The organism is Streptomyces sp. NPDC000941 (assembly GCF_053599555.1).
In genome coordinates this window covers 1-17,677 of record NZ_JBSFMM010000136.1, presented here as the reverse complement: position 1 = coordinate 17,677, position 17,677 = coordinate 1, and the positions used below count along the sequence as shown (strand labels likewise).

15 protein-coding genes are annotated in these 17,677 nt (G+C 73.0%); 14 read left to right on the top strand and 1 reads right to left on the bottom strand.

Annotated features, from left to right (window positions below; translation table 11 throughout):
- Positions 1–42 precede the first annotated feature (42 nt).
- From ACWDSL_RS34245 to ACWDSL_RS34185, 13 genes are all read left to right on the top strand, one after another.
- Complete coding sequence (locus ACWDSL_RS34245; RefSeq protein WP_450491851.1) at positions 43–1,227, top strand: AAA family ATPase; 1,185 nt, start codon at positions 43–45, stop codon at positions 1,225–1,227.
- A gap of 37 nt (positions 1,228–1,264) precedes the next feature.
- Entirely contained in the window at positions 1,265–1,579 is a 315-nt protein-coding gene (locus ACWDSL_RS34240) for a nucleotide pyrophosphohydrolase (RefSeq protein ID WP_089509159.1), read from the top strand.
- Positions 1,580–1,739: 160 nt separating this feature from the next.
- Positions 1,740–2,213, top strand: coding sequence for a DUF6099 family protein (locus tag ACWDSL_RS34235; protein WP_398528817.1), 474 nt, complete (start codon positions 1,740–1,742; stop codon positions 2,211–2,213).
- A gap of 18 nt (positions 2,214–2,231) precedes the next feature.
- Entirely contained in the window at positions 2,232–3,155 is a 924-nt protein-coding gene (locus ACWDSL_RS34230) for an LLM class F420-dependent oxidoreductase (protein WP_450491850.1), read from the top strand.
- 74 nt (positions 3,156–3,229) lie between these two features.
- The gene (gene mmuM, locus ACWDSL_RS34225; RefSeq protein ID WP_450491849.1) at positions 3,230–4,156 is read left to right on the top strand and encodes a homocysteine S-methyltransferase; all 927 of its coding nucleotides are present in this window, start codon (positions 3,230–3,232) and stop codon (positions 4,154–4,156) included.
- Positions 4,157–4,284: 128 nt separating this feature from the next.
- Positions 4,285–5,814, top strand: coding sequence for a 3' terminal RNA ribose 2'-O-methyltransferase Hen1 (locus tag ACWDSL_RS34220; RefSeq protein WP_450491848.1), 1,530 nt, complete (start codon positions 4,285–4,287; stop codon positions 5,812–5,814).
- A complete protein-coding gene (locus ACWDSL_RS34215; protein WP_450491847.1) occupies positions 5,811–8,543 on the top strand; it encodes a polynucleotide kinase-phosphatase in 2,733 nt (910 codons plus the stop codon). Before ACWDSL_RS34220 ends, ACWDSL_RS34215 begins: the two co-directional genes overlap by 4 nt.
- Before the next feature lie 444 nt (positions 8,544–8,987).
- A complete protein-coding gene (locus ACWDSL_RS34210; RefSeq protein ID WP_450491846.1) occupies positions 8,988–9,680 on the top strand; it encodes a Crp/Fnr family transcriptional regulator in 693 nt (230 codons plus the stop codon).
- Between the two features lie 349 nt (positions 9,681–10,029).
- Positions 10,030–12,165, top strand: a complete 2,136-nt coding sequence (locus tag ACWDSL_RS34205; protein WP_450491845.1) for a hypothetical protein — start codon at positions 10,030–10,032, stop codon at positions 12,163–12,165.
- Complete coding sequence (locus ACWDSL_RS34200; RefSeq protein ID WP_450491844.1) at positions 12,162–12,935, top strand: hypothetical protein; 774 nt, start codon at positions 12,162–12,164, stop codon at positions 12,933–12,935. The genes ACWDSL_RS34205 and ACWDSL_RS34200 overlap by 4 nt, the downstream gene beginning before the upstream one ends.
- A gap of 72 nt (positions 12,936–13,007) precedes the next feature.
- Entirely contained in the window at positions 13,008–14,231 is a 1,224-nt protein-coding gene (locus tag ACWDSL_RS34195) for an arginine deiminase (RefSeq protein WP_450491843.1), read from the top strand.
- Between the two features lie 87 nt (positions 14,232–14,318).
- The gene (gene argF, locus ACWDSL_RS34190; RefSeq protein WP_450491842.1) at positions 14,319–15,323 is read left to right on the top strand and encodes an ornithine carbamoyltransferase; all 1,005 of its coding nucleotides are present in this window, start codon (positions 14,319–14,321) and stop codon (positions 15,321–15,323) included.
- A 108-nt stretch (positions 15,324–15,431) separates the two neighbouring features.
- Positions 15,432–15,812 carry a VOC family protein gene (locus ACWDSL_RS34185; RefSeq protein ID WP_450491841.1) on the top strand — a complete coding sequence of 127 codons (381 nt, stop codon included), beginning with the start codon at positions 15,432–15,434 and terminating at the stop codon, positions 15,810–15,812.
- Here ACWDSL_RS34185 and ACWDSL_RS34180 read toward each other — a convergent pair.
- A complete protein-coding gene (locus ACWDSL_RS34180) occupies positions 15,799–16,299 on the bottom strand; it encodes an ATP-binding protein (protein ID WP_450491840.1) in 501 nt (166 codons plus the stop codon). The genes ACWDSL_RS34185 and ACWDSL_RS34180 overlap by 14 nt on opposite strands.
- Before the next feature lie 315 nt (positions 16,300–16,614).
- Here ACWDSL_RS34180 and ACWDSL_RS34175 point away from each other — a divergent pair, with 315 nt between their 5' ends.
- Positions 16,615–17,442 (top strand): enoyl-CoA hydratase family protein, encoded by an 828-nt coding sequence (locus ACWDSL_RS34175; RefSeq protein WP_450491839.1) that lies wholly within the window; start codon positions 16,615–16,617, stop codon positions 17,440–17,442.
- Positions 17,443–17,677 lie beyond the last annotated feature (235 nt).

Sequence of the window (17,677 nt, the reverse complement as noted above, 5' to 3'; positions counted from 1 at the left end):
GGAACGGTTCGGCGGTGCGGCGCGGGAGATACGTTCCCGGGCATGAGCGCATCCGGACTGCGGCCGGTCGTCACGGAGTTGAGGCTGTCGGCCTTCAAGACGCACTGCCGCGCGGCCTTTCCCTTGGGGCCGCTGACCTTGATCGCCGGGCCGAGCGGAAGCGGCAAGTCCGGCGTGTTGGAGGCGTACGCCGCGCTCGCGCGCCTGGCGGGTGGCCAGCGTCTTGAGGAGGTCTTCCGCGACCCCGCCGGGTACATCCCGCGGCGCGCCCGGCCGGACGGGCAGGGGCGGCGCGGCTTCCGGATCGGCTGCACGGTGGACGGCCCGGTCGGGCCGGTGCGGCTGGATGTGGCCGTGCAGGCGGAGCCCGAGCTGCGGATCGTGGGCGAGCGGATGACGGGCGCGGGGGAGACCCTGCTGGAGACGGCGCTGCGCGACCCGGGGCGGCGCCGGGTGCAGGCCGCCTGGCACACGGCGGGGGCGGTCGCGGTCACCCGCGCCCCGCTGCCCGACGACCGGCTGGCCACCGCGCTGCTGCCGCTGCGGGTGGCGGGCAAGACCGAGGGGCAGCGGCTGGCGCTGGCCGCCGCCGAGCAGGTCGTCGTCGCGCTGCGGTCCGTCTTCGTCTGCGATCCGCGCCCGGAGCGGATGCGGGCGCCGGCGCCGCCGCGGGACGGGCGGCTGCGCGGCGGCTGCGAGAACCTGGCGGCGGTGCTGCGGCGCACCAGCCGGGAGTGCGGCTCCCGGCATGCGGCGCTGGTCGCGGCGGTGCGGGCGGGGTGCACCGGGCCGGTGGAGGACCTGGTCACGGAGGGGCCGGCGGACGGGGTGGTACGGGCCCTGCTGGCGCAGGGGGAGCTGGGGGCGATGCCCGTCGAGCGGCTGGGGGACGGGGAGCTGCGCTATATCGCCCTCGCGCTGGTGCTGCTCACCGGGCCGGGGGTGCTGGAGATGGACCCGGCGGCGGATGTGCTCTCGGCGCGGCAGGCGCTGACGGTGCTGGCCGACGGGTTCGACCGGTGCCTGGACCGGCGGCAGGCGCGGGCGCTGCTGAGGGTCGCGGCGCGGATGTGCGCACGGGGGCACATCCGGCTGGTGGGGACGGTGGCGGAGCCGCCGGTGGCGGAGCCGCCGGGTACGGAGGGGGCGGCTGCGGAGGAGACGGCTGGGGCGACAGTGGTACACCTGGGGTGTGAGCGAGGCACGAGAGTACCGACAGCCCGATGAGTCGCAGGCCGGGGAGTCGCAGGTCGAGGGGCGGGATGTGCGGGCGCTGCAGGCTCGGCTGGCCGCGTTCGCCGCGGCGCGCGACTGGCAGCCGTACCACACGCCCAAGAACCTGGCGACGGCGCTGAGCGTCGAGGCGTCGGAGCTGGTGGAGATCTTCCAGTGGCTGACGCCCGAGGAGTCGGCGCGGGTGATGGAGGAGTCGGGGAGCGCGGCCCGGGTCGAGGACGAGGTCGCCGACGTGTTGGCGTATCTGCTCCAGTTCTGCGAGGTGTTGGGGATCGACGCGCTGGCGGCTCTCGCGGCCAAGATCGACCGCAATGAGGTCCGTTTTCCGGCCACCAGGCGTTAGGGATCTTCGTTTCGTCACTCTCTGTGGTTATGAAGTTATCCACAACGTAACTGTTGTCAACAGATTCCTGAATTCCCCTAGCTTTTCTGCCTGTTAGTCATCACTCTGGGTAGTGGAGGAGTGACGGGTGTGGGAAGTCCGTTCGAGAGGGGAGCGGGGCATGGACGCGATGCGGCTGATCGGTGTCACGCGGCACGCTCTGGCGCAGGCCGGGACCGTGCATGACATCGTGGCCGAGGCCTGGCAGATACAGGCGCTCGCGGAGGCGATCGGTGGCCATTTCGTGGTGAGTGGTCCGGCAGCCGCGCGCGCGGAGGCGCGCGGCCTGTGCGAGGCGGGAAGCAGGGCGCGCGGCGCCCTGTTCCACCCCGCGCTGCATCACCCGGCCTTGCACAGCGGGGGCTTACGGGCCGGCCAGCTGTCCGAGGTGAGGGATCCGAGGGAGGTGTTGCTGGCCCTCGGCGATCTGCTCGCGGAGGCGGGTTTCGCGCTGGTCGGCGTCGCCTCCAACACAGACGAGGAGGCGCTGTACTGGCAGTGCGTCGAGGCGATCGACGCGGCGGACGAGGCGAGGGACCGGGTGCACGGGATGCTCAGGCACATGACGGTGCTGGAGTGGGGTGGCGCGGCATGACAGTGCAGGATGGGATCCATGGATCTGCGAATCTTCACCGAGCCCCAGCAGGGGGCGAGCTACGACACCCTGCTCTCCGTCGCCAAGGCCACCGAGGATCTGGGCTTCGACGCGTTCTTCCGCTCCGACCATTATATGAAAATGGGAGACGTCGACGGGCTGCCGGGCCCCACCGACGCGTGGATCACCCTGGCCGGGATCGCCCGCGAGACCCGGCGGATCCGGCTCGGCACGCTGATGACGGCCGCGACCTTCCGGCTGCCGGGCGTGCTCGCGATCCAGGTCGCGCAGGTGGACCAGATGTCCGGTGGCCGTGTGGAGCTGGGCCTGGGCGCGGGCTGGTACGAGGAGGAGCACCGGGCGTACGGCATCCCCTTCCCGGCGGAGAAGTTCGCCAGGCTGGAGGAGCAGCTGGCCATCGTCACCGGTCTGTGGCGCACGCCGGTCGGCGAGACCTTCGGATACGAGGGGACGCACTACCAGCTCGCCGACTCGCCCGCGCTCCCCAAGCCCGCGCAGGACCGGGTGCCCGTGCTGATCGGCGGCCACGGCAAGACCCGCACCCCCCGCCTCGCGGCGCAGTACGCGGACGAGTTCAACATGCCGTTCGCCTCGGCCGAGGACAGTGAGCGGCAGTTCGGACGGGTGCGGGCGGCGGCCGAGGCCGCGGGCCGCAAGGGCGACGACCTGGTGTACTCCAATGCGCTGGTGGTCTGCGTGGGCAAGGACGACGCCGAGGTCGCCCGGCGGGCCGATGCCATCGGACGCAAGGTGGACGAGCTGAAGGAGAACGGTCTGGCGGGCTCGCCGGCCGAGGTCGTCGACACGATCGGCCAGTACGCGCAGGCCGGCTCGTCGCGGATCTATCTCCAGATTCTGGACCTCGACGACCTCGACCACCTGGAGCTGATCTCCTCGCAGGTCCAGACCCAGCTGGGCTGAAACCCGCGCACCACCGCACCACCGCATGACCGCACCACCGCACCACCGCACCATCTGAGCAAGGAGCACCCGTGATGTCTGCCCGCCGTACGCCACTGGCCGCCGCCCTGGAGCGCGGGCCGCTCGTCCTCGACGGCGGGCTGTCCAATCAGCTGGAGGCGCAGGGCTGCGATCTCTCCGATGAGCTGTGGTCGGCCCGGCTGCTGGCCGACGACCCGCGGCAGATCGAGGAGGCCCATGCGGCGTATGCGCGGGCGGGCGCACGGGTGCTGATCACCAGTAGCTATCAGGCGACCTACGAGGGCTTCGCCCGTCGGGGCGTGCTGGAGAAGGAGGCCACGGCGCTGCTGGAGCGCAGCGTGGAGCTGGCGCGCCGGGCGGCCGAGGACGCGGGCGGCACCGCCGACCGGCCGGTGTGGGTGGCCGCCTCCGTCGGTCCGTACGGGGCGATGCTGGCGGACGGCAGCGAGTACCGCGGACGCTACGGACGACGCGTCGGCGAGTTGGAGCGGTTCCACCGGCCGCGGATCGAGGCACTGGCCGCGGCCGGACCCGATGTGCTCGCGCTGGAGACGGTGCCGGACGCCGATGAGGCCGAGGCGCTGCTGCGGGCGGTCGAGGGCTGTGGGATACCGGTGTGGCTGTCGTACAGCATCGCGGGAGAGCAGACCCGGGCCGGGCAGCCGCTGCGCGAGGCGTTCGCCCTGGCGGCGGGGAACGACCAGGTGCTGGCCGTGGGCGTCAACTGCTGTGAGCCGGGCGACGCCGACCGGGCGGTGGAGATCGCCGCGACGACCACGGGCAAGCCGGTGGTGGTCTATCCGAACAGCGGCGAGGAGTGGGACGCCAAGGCCCGCGGCTGGCGCGGCCGGGCGACGTTCGACCCGGCACGGGTGAAGGCGTGGCGCGACGCGGGCGCGCGACTCATCGGCGGCTGCTGCCGGGTGGGGCCGGACCGGATCGCGGAGCTGGCGGCCGTGATGGCCGACGAGCGGAAGTGACTGAACATATGCAAGCGGCGAGCGGAAGTGGCCGGCGTCAGTAGCTGGTGTCGGTAGCTGATGGAAGGGGGGAGAGCGTGGGACTAAACCATTAGAAACGCGGCGGTGGTCCGGCGATACTCGGACGGGTGTTCTTGACGATAACCACCACCGGCACTGCCGAGCGCCCCGCGACCGACCTCGGGTTCCTGCTGCATAAGCACCCCGACAACGCGCAGCGGTTCTCGACCTCCCATGGCACGGCGCACGTCTTCTACCCCGAGGCGGACGTCGAGCGCTGTACGGCGGCGCTGCTGCTGGAGGTGGATCCGGTGGCGCTGGTGCGCCGGGGCCGGGGCAAGGGCCGGGGCGGCGCCCCGGACGCGGCGCTCGGGAACTACGTCAACGACCGCCCGTACGCCGCCTCCTCACTGCTCTCCGTCGCCCTCAGCAGCGTCTTCTCCAGCGCTCTCAAGGGCCGCTGCAAGGCGCGGCCCGAGCTGCCGGAGCGGGCGATGCCGCTGCGGATCGAGGTGCCCGCCCTCCCCGCGCGGGGTGGCGCCGAGCTGGTGGTGGCGATCTTCGAGCCGCTGGGCTGGGAGGTGACCGCCGAGCCGGTCCCGCTGGACGAGCAGTTCCCGCAGTGGGGCGACTCGCGGTACGTACGGCTGGTGCTGGAGGGCGAGCTGCGACTGGCCGACGCGCTGCGCCATCTGTATGTGCTGCTGCCGGTGCTCGACGACGCCAAGCACTACTGGGTGGCCCCGGACGAGGTGGACAAGCTGATCGACTCCGGCGAGGGCTGGCTGGAGCACCACCCCGAGCGGCGGCTCATCACCAGCCGCTACCTGGCCCGCCGTTGGTCGCTCACCCGCAGCGCCCTGGAGCGGCTTGAGCTGGTCCGGCTCGCGGAGACGGACGACACGGAGGTGGAGGAGATCGACAACGCGGTGGACGAGCGGTCCGACACCGAGGACAAGCCGGTGCCGCTGGCCGTGCGGCGGCGCGAGGCGATCCTCGACGCCCTGCGCTCGGCCGACGCCGCCCGGGTGCTCGACCTGGGCTGTGGACAGGGACAGTTGGTGGGCGCGCTGCTCAAGGAGACGCGGTTCACCGAGATCGTCGGTGTCGATGTGTCGATGCGCGCGCTGAACGAGGCGGCCCGGCGGCTGCGCCTGGACCGGATGGGCGAGCGACGCTCGGCGCGGGTGAAGCTGATCCAGGGGTCGCTGGCGTACACCGACAGCCGGCTGCGCGGGTATGACGCCGCGGTGCTCAGCGAGGTGGTCGAGCATCTGGACCCGCCGCGGCTGCCCGCCCTGGAGTACGCGGTGTTCGGCGCCGCCCGGCCCCGTACGGTCGTGGTGACCACGCCGAACGTGGAGTACAACGTGCGCTGGGAGACCCTGCCCGCCGGGCGGGTGCGCCACCCCGACCACCGCTTCGAGTGGACGCGGGAGGAGTTCCAGGGCTGGGCGCTGACCGTCGCCGAACGCCATGGGTACGCGGTGGAGTTCCGGCCCGTCGGCCCCGACGACCCCGAGGTCGGCCCGCCGACCCAGCTCGCGCTGTTCCGCCTCGGCACCGGGACCGGGGACGGCAGCGAGGCCGGCAGCGGGACCGACACGGAAACCACCCCTGAGACCAACACCACGACCGCGAAGGAGACGGCCGCATGACTTCCACCACGCGCGGCCTCGCCGTGCCCGACCTGGCCCTCGTGGTTCTCATCGGCACCACCGGCTCCGGCAAGTCCACCTTCGCCCGCCGCCACTTCCTGCCCACCCAGATCGTGTCCTCCGACGTCTGCCGCGGGCTGGTCGCCGACGACGAGAACGACCAGAGCGCCACCCCCGACGCCTTCGATCTGCTCCACTACATCGCGGGCAAGCGGCTCGCCGCCGGGCGGCTCACCGTGGTCGACGCGACCAACGTCCAGTCCCAGGCCCGCCGCAGCCTGATCGAGCTGGCCCGTGAGCACGACGTACTGCCCGTCGCCATCGTCCTGGACGTGCCGGAGAGCGTCTGCGTGCGGCGCAACGCCGAGCGCCCCGACCGGGCGGACCTGCCCGCCCATGTCATCCCGCGCCAGCGCCGTGAGCTGCGCCGGTCGCTGAAGTCCCTGGAGCGCGAGGGCTTCCGCAAGGTGCACATCCTGCGCGGCGAGGAGGAGGTCGAGACCGCCGGGATCGTCACCGAGCGCCGCTACAACGATCTGCGCCACCTCACCGGCCCGTTCGACATCATCGGCGACATCCACGGCTGCCGCTCGGAGCTGGAGACCCTGCTCGGCCGGCTCGGCTACGCGCTGGACCGCGACCCCCTCGGCCGCCCCGTGGACGCCACCCACCCCGAGGGACGTACGGCCGTCTTCGTCGGCGACCTCGTGGACCGCGGGCCCGACAGCCCCGGTGTGCTGCGCCTGGTGATGGGCATGGTCGCCTCGGGCGCGGCGCTGTGCGTGCCCGGCAACCACGAGAACAAGCTGGGCCGCTACCTCAAGGGCCGCAACGTCCAGCACACCCACGGCCTGGCTCAGACCATCGAGCAGTTGGAGAAGGAGGACGGCACCGACCCGGCCTTCCGCGACCAGGTGCGGGACTTCATCGCCTCGCTCGTCAGCCACTACGTGCTGGACGGCGGCGCCCTGGTGGTCTGCCACGCCGGGCTGCCCGAGAAGTACCACGGCCGCACCTCAGGCCGGGTCCGCTCGCATGCGCTGTACGGCGACACGACCGGCGAGACCGACGAGTTCGGCCTGCCCGTGCGCTACCCGTGGGCCGAGGACTACCGCGGCCGGGCCGCCGTGGTCTACGGCCACACCCCGACCCCTCGGGCGTCCTGGCTGAACAACACCATCTGCCTGGACACCGGCTGTGTCTTCGGCGGCCGGATGACCGCCCTGCGCTGGCCCGAGCGCGAGCTGGTGGACGTCCCCGCCGAGCGGGTCTGGTACGAGCCCGTCAAGCCCCTGACGACCGAGGGCCCGGGTGGCGCCGACGGCCGGCCGCTCGACCTGAAGGATGTACACGGCCGCCGTGTCATCGAGACCCGGCACATGGGCCGCATCGCGGTGAAGGAGGAGAACGCGGCGGCGGCGCTTGAGGTCATGAGCCGCTTCGCCATCGACCCGAGGCTGCTGCCCTACCTCCCGCCGACCATGGCCCCCTGCGCGACGTCCAAGGAGGAGGCCCGCGGCGGAGCCGCTGATGGAAGCTTCTTGGAGCACCCGGCGGAGGCGTTCGCCGCCTACCGGGCGGACGGGGTGCGCCAGGTCGTCTGTGAGGAGAAGCACATGGGCTCGCGCGCGGTGGTGCTGGTCTGCCGCGACGAGGAGGCCGCGCGCGAGCGCTTCGGCGCGCCGGAGGGCGTGTCCGGCGCGCTGTACACGCGTACGGGCCGGCCGTTCTTCGACGACCCGACGGTGACCGAGCGCATCCTGCACCGGCTGCGCGGCACCATCGGCCGCGAGGGCCTGTGGGAGGAGCTGGACACCGACTGGCTGCTGCTCGACGCCGAGCTGATGCCGTGGTCGCTGAAGGCAGAGGGGCTGCTGCGCAACCAGTACGCGGCCGTGGGCGCGGCCTCGGGCGCCGCGTTCCCCGGGGCGCTCGCGGCCCTGGAGTCGGCCGCCGCGCGCGGCGTGGAGGTGGCCGCCCTGCTCGACAAGCAGCGTGAACGCGCCGCCGACGCGGCCGCGTTCACCGAGGCCTACCGGCGCTACTGCTGGCCGGTGGGGGATCCGCAGCACGGCTGGCCGGGCGAGCGGCAGGAGACCGGCAGGCGCCGTACGGTGGGGGCGCGCGGCACGGACGGCCTGGACGGCATCCGGCTGGCGCCGTTCCAGATCCTGGCGGTGCGCGGCCGCAGTCTCGCCGCCCTCCCGCACGACGAGCAGCTCGCGCTGATCGACCGGATCGTCGAGCGGGAGGAGCTGGACGCCGATGCGAATAACGGCATCTGCGCCTATGTCCCGAAGTATGTGAACCGGCTGCTCGCCCCCACCCGTCGGCTGGTCGTCGACACCGAGGACGAGGCGTCGGTCGCCGAGGGCGTGCGGTGGTGGCTGGACCTGACGGTGGCGGGCGGCGAGGGCATGGTGGTCAAGCCGCTGGCGGGGCTGGTGCGCAAGGACGGTACGGACGGCCGGCTCGTCCAGCCGGGCGTCAAGTGCCGTGGCCGCGAGTACCTGCGGATCATCTACGGCCCGGAGTACACCCGGCCGGAGAACCTGGACCGGCTGCGCGAGCGGCACCTGGGCCACAAGCGGTCGCTCGCGCTGCGTGAGTACGCGCTCGGGTTGGAGGCGCTGGACCGGCTGGCGGAGGGGGAGCCGCTGTGGCGGGTCCACGAGGCGGTGTTCGGCGTGCTGGCCCTGGAGTCGGAGCCGGTGGACCCCCGGCTCTAACGGCCGCTGCAGGCGCGCGAATCCGCTGGGCCTGAAGCCGGCGCAGCGGCGTCGTACCTGTCGCGGCGTGGAAGCGGCGGGCCAGGGTGCGCGGGCTGGGTCTTCGCGGCAGTGACCGCCGCGGTGGCGGCGCTCGCGGGCGCGGTGTTCCGTACCGGGCAGCACCGGGTGGGTACCCGGCAGGACCGGGCGGCGAGGCGCCATTGACGTGCCTGTGACATGTGCCTAGCGTGCTGTCGCTCATGTCTCGGTCGCAAGGTTCTCGCCGGACTGTTTCAGGACTGTCGCGGCGTTCCGCAACACCCGCCCGCCGCGCCTATAACTGAAGCAGTCCCGAACAACTGGAACAGCGAGGGTGTTCTCCGCGAGCCGGACGGCAAACACACCGAGCGGCGCACTTATCGATATGCGGCTCCGCCGCGTGGTACCGAGCGGGGAGGGCGGATGAGTCTCTTCGAGGGCGGCAGGCCCTTCCTTGACGCACTCCCCGCACAGGACCGGCGCGCGCTGCTCGCGCTCGGCAGACACCGGACGTATGAGCCCTCGCAGGTCGTGCTGCGCGAGCACGACCGTACGACCTTCGTCGTCGCCATCACCTCAGGCTGGGCCACCGTCTCGGTGGAGACCGAGCGCGGTGTCCGACTGATACTGGCCCTGCGCGGGGCGGGCGAGGTGGTCGGCGACCAGGCCGCCGTCGACCACGGCTCGCGCAGCGCCACGGTCACCGCGCTCGGGCGGCTGGAAGCGGTCGTCGTCTCCGGCGACCGCTTCCGCGCGTATCTGGCCGCGCGCCCCACCGCCACCGTACTGATCATGCGCCAGCTCAGTTCCCGGCTGCGCAGCTCCGACGGCGAACGGCGCTCCCTGGCCTCCGAGAAGGTGCTGCAGCGCCTCGCCGCCCGCCTCGTCGAACTCGCCGAACGCACCGGCCGCCCGGAAGCCGACGGCGGCATCTCCGTCGATCTGCCGCTGCCGCAGCACGACATCGCCGCCGCCGTGGGGTCCACCCGGGAAGCGGTCGCCAAGGCGCTGCGGCTGCTGCGCGACCAGGGCGTGGTACAGACCGCCTCGCGCCGGTTCGTCGTCGTGGACACCGCAGTGCTGCGCCTGCTGGCCGAGGGGCGCGCGACGGGGTGACCGGCCGCGGTCGGCTCACGAGCGCGCGCCCGCGCATGAGCCCCCGAAAACTTCCGCCGACTGTGTAAACGGCTACAGCCGACCGAGCCCCGGGCCGCGACTCTGAAGAAGGTACAGGGAGCGGGACCGTGTGCGACGGGGGTGCACGCGGCCCAGCGCCCGGCACCGGAGGAGGGCGGCGGAGCGGAGCACGGGGGCAGAGCCCCGCCGCCCACTTCGGCCGGAGCCCCACCACGTGACATATGGCAGCTGTACGACGGCCGCGACGGCCGTACGGCGCTGATGGATCAGCGGACCGCCCCCGAGCCGCGACATACGGACGGCAGCAGGCACGAAGGACGGCGGGGCGATGAGCGGACCGGAAGCCACCCACACGGACAGCACGCGCCTGGACTTGCCCATGGACGGCATGGACAGCCCGTTGGGTACCGTCGGCGAGGCGGGCGGCGCCCGGGCGGCCCGCGAGGCGTGCGCGAATCTGCACACGGACGCGCATCCGCGTACCGGCACGGATCCGCGTACCGCCGCGAAGCCCCACGACAACGCCCACGGTCACACCGCCCCGGCAGGCCCGCTCCCCGAGGGGCCGGTCGCCCACGACGAGCTGGCCCGGCTGCGCCGGATCCACCGCCGGGGCCCGGGCTACGTGGCCATGCGCGAACACCTGCGCCGCACCCACCTCCTCGCGCTGTGCGGCGAGCCCGGCTCCGGGCGCGGCTGGACCGCGCTCGCGCTGCTGGCCGAGCTGGCCGAGACGACGGGCGGCGGGGTGTGGCGGCTCGGTGCGGCGCCCGGCCCGGGCGCCGGTTCAGGCGCCGAACACCCCGCCCCGGTGGGCGAGAAGACCGCGCGGGGCCACGGCTATCTGCTCGAACTGCCCACCGAGCCAGCCGACTTCGGGGTCACCGGCCCGGAGGCCCGGCTCGACCGGCTGCGCGCGCACTTCGCCGAGCACGAGGCGTTCTGCGTCGTCCTTGTTTCCGGAGTCTCCGGCGGCGAGGCGGCCGACCGGCTGCTGCGCGGCCGCCGGCACGCCATACCGTACGAGCCCCCGGCCGCCGCCGACGTACTCGACGCCCACCTGGCCGACCTGCTGGCCGACGAGCCGCCGGAGCTGATCCGCCAGGCCCGCGCGAGCGCCGTGAGCGCCGAGGTGACCGAGGCCCTGGGCCTGGAGGAGCCGCTGCCCGGCGAGGCGGCCCGGCTGGCCGGACATCTCGCCGAGCACGCCCGGGGCGCGCTGTCCGAGGCGGAACTGCTCGCGCGCTGCCGGTCGTTCGCCCCGCGCCAGGCGCGCGAGTGGTTCGCGGACGCCGCCCGGCCCGGCACGCTGCCCGCCGCGCTGCCCGCGCTGCGCCGGGCGGCGCATCGTATCGCCCTCGCCGTCTTCAACGGCTCGGCCCACAGCCTCACCGCCGAGGCCGCCGAACTGCTGGCCTGGGAGCTGGCGGTCACCCTCGACCCGCAGTACGCGCCCGGGCGACCACCGTTCACCGCGCCCGCCGACGCCCTGCCGGCCGCCGCTCGCGCGGTGCCGGGGGAGGGCGTGGAGGACCTGGGCGAGGCGGCCGTGCCGGTCCGTACGGTGTGGTTCCAGGGGCGCGGTCTCGCGCCCGCGGTGCTCTTCGAGGTGTGGGACCACCACCACAACACCCGTGGCCCGATGGCGCGCTGGCTGCGCGGCCTGTGCGACGACCCGCGGCCCCAGGTGTGGGTGCGCGCCGCCGTCGCCGCGGGCGTGCTCAGCGCCCGCGACTATCTGTACGGCCTCACCGAACTGCTGCTCCCGCTGGCCCGCGGCGACAGCCCGGTGCAGCGCATGGCGGCGGCGACGGCGCTCGCCGAGGCGTCGCGCGACGCCGATGTACGGCCCGCCGTGGCGGGCCTGCTGAGCGGCTGGGCGGCGGGCGGCGACGAGCGGGAGCGCGAGACCGCCGCGCTCGCCCACGGCTACGGCCTGGCGGCGGGGTCGGTCACCGCGTCCCTGGAGGAACTGGCCCGGATCGCCGCCACGGACGGCGGCTCCACCGCCTCGTACAGCGCGGTGCGGTTGCTGGCCGGGGCGCAGCCCGGGACCGTACTGGCGCGGCTGACCCACTGGCTGGGCGACACCCGCCGCTCCCGCCGCGATCTCGCGCTGCTGACGGTGTTGCGCGCGGTCGGGACCCGCACCTCACATCTGTGGGGGCTGCGGGAGGTGCCGGAGTTGGCGCCGTACGCCGCCTGGCCGCTGGCCACGGCGCTGCTGGCGGCCCGCCCGCAGTGCCGGTCGGCGCTGGCGGAACTGCTGCGGGCCGCGCTGACCTGGGCCAGATCGGCCGAGGCGGCCGAGGACGCGCTCGTGGGCTGGATGCGGCGGGCGGCCGGTGACGAGCGGCAGTTGGCGGTGTTGTGCGACTTCCTGCCGCTGCTGGCGCAGGAGGGTCATGAACCGCTCGACGCACGGGCGGCCGCACGGATACGGGAGGTGCTGGAAGCGCTGTGAGGAGAACGACGGCGATGGTGGACGAGGAGATGTTGGACGAAGCGATGCTGGAGGAGCAGGGGGCGGAACACGCGGCGGAGCAAGCGGATCTGGCGCGCCCGGCCGCCCCGGTGGCGGGAGCGCGGAGACTGCGCGAGGTGCTGCGCCAGGGCGGCGAGGCGTTCCCCGCGGCGCTGCGCGAGGCCGACGACGGCCTGCTGCTGAGCGCGCTCGACGACGGGATGCCCGCGGACCGGGCCACCCGCGTCGTCGTGGAGCTGGTGCGCCGAGCCCCCGAGCGCGGGCCGGAGCTCGCGGACGCGGTCTGCGAGAAGGTGCTGCTGGCCAGGCTCTACCTCGACGCGGGGGAGCCGTCGGGCGCCGACGACCGGCTGCGGGTGCGCAATGCGCTGATGCTGTACGACGGCCTGGTCCGCCCCTGCGCCCAGCGCGGCGGCACCCCGGAACTGCTGGCCTGCGTGGTGCCCGCGCTGTGGGCCGCACGGGGCGGCGCGGGCCGCGAGGTGGTCCGCCGCATCGTGGACTCGCGGCAGCCCACGGGCTTCGGTGAACGGGCCTGGAAGGAGCTGTTCACCAGCGCGGCCGAGGAGTGCCGCGAACACGAGGCCGCGGCGGCCACCGCCGCCCGGCGCGGGATGCGCCGCCGGCGGCCGCGCCGTGGTGAGGACGGCGGCCGGATCGATCTGCAGCCCGGCCAGCTGTGGGTGTCCGTCCTGCTGGGGGTGATCTCCGTGGCCCTGGTCCTGATCGTCGTCCTGGCCGCGCGGTAGCGCGGAGGCACACGGCTCACGAGGACGCCCGTACGGCGTTCACCGCGGGGCCGCAGCGGCGAAGATGGAGACATGGGTTTCCATGTGGACTCCGAGGCCGGGCGGCTGCGCCGCGTCATCCTGCACCGCCCCGACCTGGAGCTGAAGCGGCTCACCCCCTCCAACAAGGACGCGCTCCTCTTCGACGACGTCCTGTGGGTGCGCCGCGCCCGCCAGGAGCACGACGGCTTCGCCGACGTATTGCGGGATCGCGGCGTCGAGGTGCATCTCTTCGGGGATCTGCTGGCCGAGAGCATGGCCGTCCCGGCGGCGCGGGCGCTGGTGCTGGACCGCGTCTTCGACGAGAAGGAGTACGGCCCGCTGGCCACCGACCATCTGCGGGCGGCCTTCGACGAACTGGGCGGCGCCGAGCTGGCGGGGTCGCTGATCGGCGGGATGACCAAGCGGGAGTATCTGGAGCGCTGTCCGGAGCCGGTCTCCATCCGCTTCCACACCATGGAGCCGGACGACTTCGTGGTGGACCCGCTCCCCAACCACCTCTTCACCCGGGACGCCTCCGCCTGGGTGTACGACGGGGTGTCCATCAACGCGATGCGCTGGCCCGCCCGCTGGCACGAGACGGTCCACTACGAGGCCGTCTACCGCCACCACCCGCTCTTCGCGGACGGCGGCTTCCACGTCTGGTCGGAGGGGCAGGCGGCCTATCCGTCGACGATCGAGGGCGGCGACGTCCTGGTGATCGGCAATGGCGCGGTGCTGATCGGAATGAGCGAGCGGACCACGCCGCAGGCGGTGGAGATGCTGGCGCGCGGGCTGTTCGCGGCCGGCTCCGCCCGGACGATCGTGGCGCTCGACATGCCCAAGACGCGGGCGTTCATGCACCTGGACACCGTGATGACCATGGTCGACGGGGACACCTTCACCCAGTACGCGGGCCTGGGGATGCTCCGCTCGTACACCATCGAGCCGGGCAGCGCCGACCAGGAGCTCAAGGTCACCGACCATCCGCCGGAGCATATGCACCGGGCGATAGCGGCCGCGCTCGGCCTGGACGCCATCCGGGTGCTCACGGCCACACAGGACGTGCACGCGGCGGAGCGCGAGCAGTGGGACGACGGCTGCAATGTGCTGGCGGTGGAGCCGGGGGTGGTGCTCGCCTACGAGCGGAACGCGACCACAAACACCCATCTGCGCAAACGCGGGATCGAGGTCATCACGATCCCGGGCAGCGAGCTGGGACGGGGGCGGGGCGGGCCGCGCTGTATGAGCTGCCCGGTCGAGCGGGACGCGATCTAGTCGAGCGGGCTTCCGTATATATACGGTGTCTCGTATAGACTTCCATCGTTCCTCCTTCCCCTCGTGATCGCACCCTAGGAGCCCGACATGGCGACAGATCTCACCGGCCGCCACTTCCTCAAGGAGCTGGACTTCACCGCCGAGGAGTTCCGCCACCTGGTCGCCCTGGCCGCCGAGCTGAAGGCGGCCAAGCGCGCGGGTGCCGAGGACCGGCGGCTCACGGGCAAGAACATCGCGCTGATCTTCGAGAAGACCTCCACCCGCACCCGCTGCGCCTTCGAGGTCGCTGCCGCCGACCAGGGCGCCTCCACCACCTACCTGGACCCGTCGGGCTCCCAGATCGGCCACAAGGAGTCGGTCAAGGACACCGCGCGCGTGCTGGGCCGGATGTACGACGGGATCGAGTACCGCGGCAGCGGACAGGACGTCGTCGAGGAGCTTGCCGCGCACGCCGGAGTGCCCGTCTACAACGGCCTCACCGACGACTGGCACCCCACCCAGATGCTCGCCGACGTGCTCACCATGACCGAGCACAGCGACAAGCCGCTGGCCGGGATCGGCTTCGCCTACCTCGGTGACGCCCGCTACAACATGGGCAACTCCTACCTGATCACCGGCGCGCTGCTGGGCATGGACGTACGGATCGTCGCCCCCCGGGAGCTGTGGCCCGACGAGGCCGTCGTCGAGCAGGCCCACGGGCTCGCGAAGGAGTCGGGCGCCCGCGTCACGCTCACCGAGGACATCGCCGAGGGCGTGGCCGGGGCGGACTTCGTCGCCACCGACGTGTGGGTGTCGATGGGCGAGCCGAAGGAGGTCTGGGCCGAGCGCATAGCGCTGCTCGGCCCGTACGCGGTCACCATGGACGTACTGCGCGCCACCGGCAACGACGACGTGAAGTTCCTGCACTGCCTGCCGGCCTTCCATGACCTGGGCACCGCCGTCGGCCGCGAGATCCACGAGCAGCACGGGCTGACGTCGCTCGAGGTCACCGACGAGGTCTTCGAATCCGCTCACTCCGTCGTCTTCGACGAGGCCGAGAACCGGATGCACACGATCAAGGCGGTGCTGGTCGCCACGCTCGGACGGCCCTAGCGCGCCCAAGGCGCATCGGGGGCGAGGCCCCGTATAGCCCTTCGCACCTGCTCGACTCGCCCGGTACGGTCTCGAGGTCATTTCCCACGCCGAGAGTAGGTTGCGTCAATGGCATGTCGTATCAGTGAGCTCGTGCTCGGTTGCCACGACCCCGAGGTGCTGGCGCGGTTCTGGTGCGAGGTCCTGGACTTCGTCGTGCTCGATCGCGAAGAGGACGGCACCCTTGAGATCGGGCCGCGCGAAGGGTTCGGCGGTCCGCAGCCGACGATCATCCTCAGCCGCAGGGACGAGCCGGAGCCGGGGAAGGCCCGGTTGCACATCGACGTCAACGCCACCGACCGCGATCAGGACGCCGAGCTCGAACGCCTCCTGAAGCTCGGGGCGCGCCGGGCCGACATCGGCCAGACCGGCGATGAGTCCTGGCATGTTCTCGCCGACCCCGAGGGCAATGAGTTCTGCCTGCTCAAGCGGCGCCTCAACGCGCTCTGAGCGTGAACCAGACCGCCTTGCCCTCGGGGGTGGGGCGGTAGCCCGCCTCCGCGCTGAGGGTCCTGAGCAGTTGCAGGCCACGGCCGCGCTCGGACACCTCGCGCGGGTCGGGGGCGCCGCTGTTCGGCGTGTCCGGTCCGTCCTGCGCGCTGGGCCTGTTTTGTGAGCCGCGGTCGCTCTTCGTGTCAGGGTCGCGGAGGGCGGCCGGTGGGGCCGGGTCCCGGTCGTGCACCTCGACCTGCCACTGGCCGGTCGGCGCCAGCCCCATCACCAGCTCTATGGGCTCGTCGCCGTCCGTGTGCTGCACCGCGTTGGCGACCAGCTCGGCCGTCAGCAGCTCCGCGGCGTGGCGGTCCACGGGTGTGCCGGTGTCCGCGAGGGTGTTGCGGACCAGCGCGCGGGCCAGCGGAACGGCCACCGGGGTGTGGGGGAGGGCGAAACGCCAGGAGGCGATCGCGGAGGCGGAGGCGGGGTCGGGCACGGGCACGGCTCGGTCCAGTCGGTGTCGAAACCTCGCGGTCTTAGGGCAACGGTCTCGGGCAAACGGTGGGCGTCCTCCGTCCTTCGACCCTGGGGGCGCCTCCCCGAGGCCGGCCGGCCGGGGAAGGTATGAAGCGGACGATAGCGCCGTAAGAGGCTATGGACCACTCTTGATGTGACTTATTACCACTCACTTGACGAGGTGCGGCCTCTCCGGCGGTTCTCCTGCCCGTATTTATCGCGCACTCGTGACGATAGTCACAGTCGAGTGATAACTTCGGAGGGCAGGCACCAGCCGCCCGGCTCAAGGAGGCCCTGGCCCATGAGTCCGTTCACCGGCTCCGCGACCGGGACCAAGGAGTGGCGCCAGCTGCGCCTGACCCTCGACGCCGGCGTCGCGACCGTCACCCTCGCCCGCCCCGAAAAGCTCAACGCGCTCACCTTCGGCGCCTACGCCGATCTGCGCGACCTGCTCGCCGAACTGTCCCGCGAGGGCTCCGTACGGGCCCTGGTGCTGGGCGGGGAGGGCCGCGGCTTCTGCTCCGGCGGCGACGTCGACGACATCATCGGCGCCACCCTCGCCATGGACACCCGCCGGCTGCTCGACTTCAACCGTATGACCGGGCAGGTCGTACGCGCCCTGCGGGAGTGCCCCTTCCCCGTCGTGGCCGCGGTGCACGGGGCCGCGGCGGGCGCCGGCGCGGTGCTGGCCCTGGCCGCCGACTTCCGGGTCGCCGACCCGTCGGCGCGCTTCTCGTTCCTGTTCACCAAGGTCGGGCTGTCCGGCGGCGACATGGGCGCCGCGTATCTGCTGCCGCGCGTCGTGGGCTTCGGGCACGCCACCCGGCTGCTGATGCTCGGCGAGCCGGTGCGCGCGGCCGAGGCCGAGCGCATCGGGCTGATCAGCAAGCTGGTCGACGAGGGCCGGGCGGCGGCCGAGGCCGCGGCGCTGGCCCGCCGCCTCGCCGACGGGCCCGCGCTCGCCCTCGCACAGACGAAGGCGCTGCTCACGGCGGAGCTCGATATGCCGCTCGGCGCGTCGATCGAGATGGACGCGGCTACGCAGGCGCTGCTGATGAACAGCGCGGACTACGCCGAGTTCCACGCCGCGTTCACGGCTCGGCGCCCGCCCGACTGGCAGGGCCGATGACCCAGCCGCCCCGGCCAACTCGGCCGGCTCAGCTGCCCTGGCCGCCCGAGCGGGCCGAGCCGACGCCGCCGCCCGAGCTGGTTCAGCCGACTCCGTCGACCCAGCAGACTTCGTCGACCCAGCCGCCCCAGGGGGCGCAGCCGCCGCCTCAGCGGGCTCAGCCGACCCCGCCGCTCCCGCCGACCGAGGCCCCCGCCGGCCAGCCGCGCGCCCGGCCGCCGCAGGCCCCGCGGCC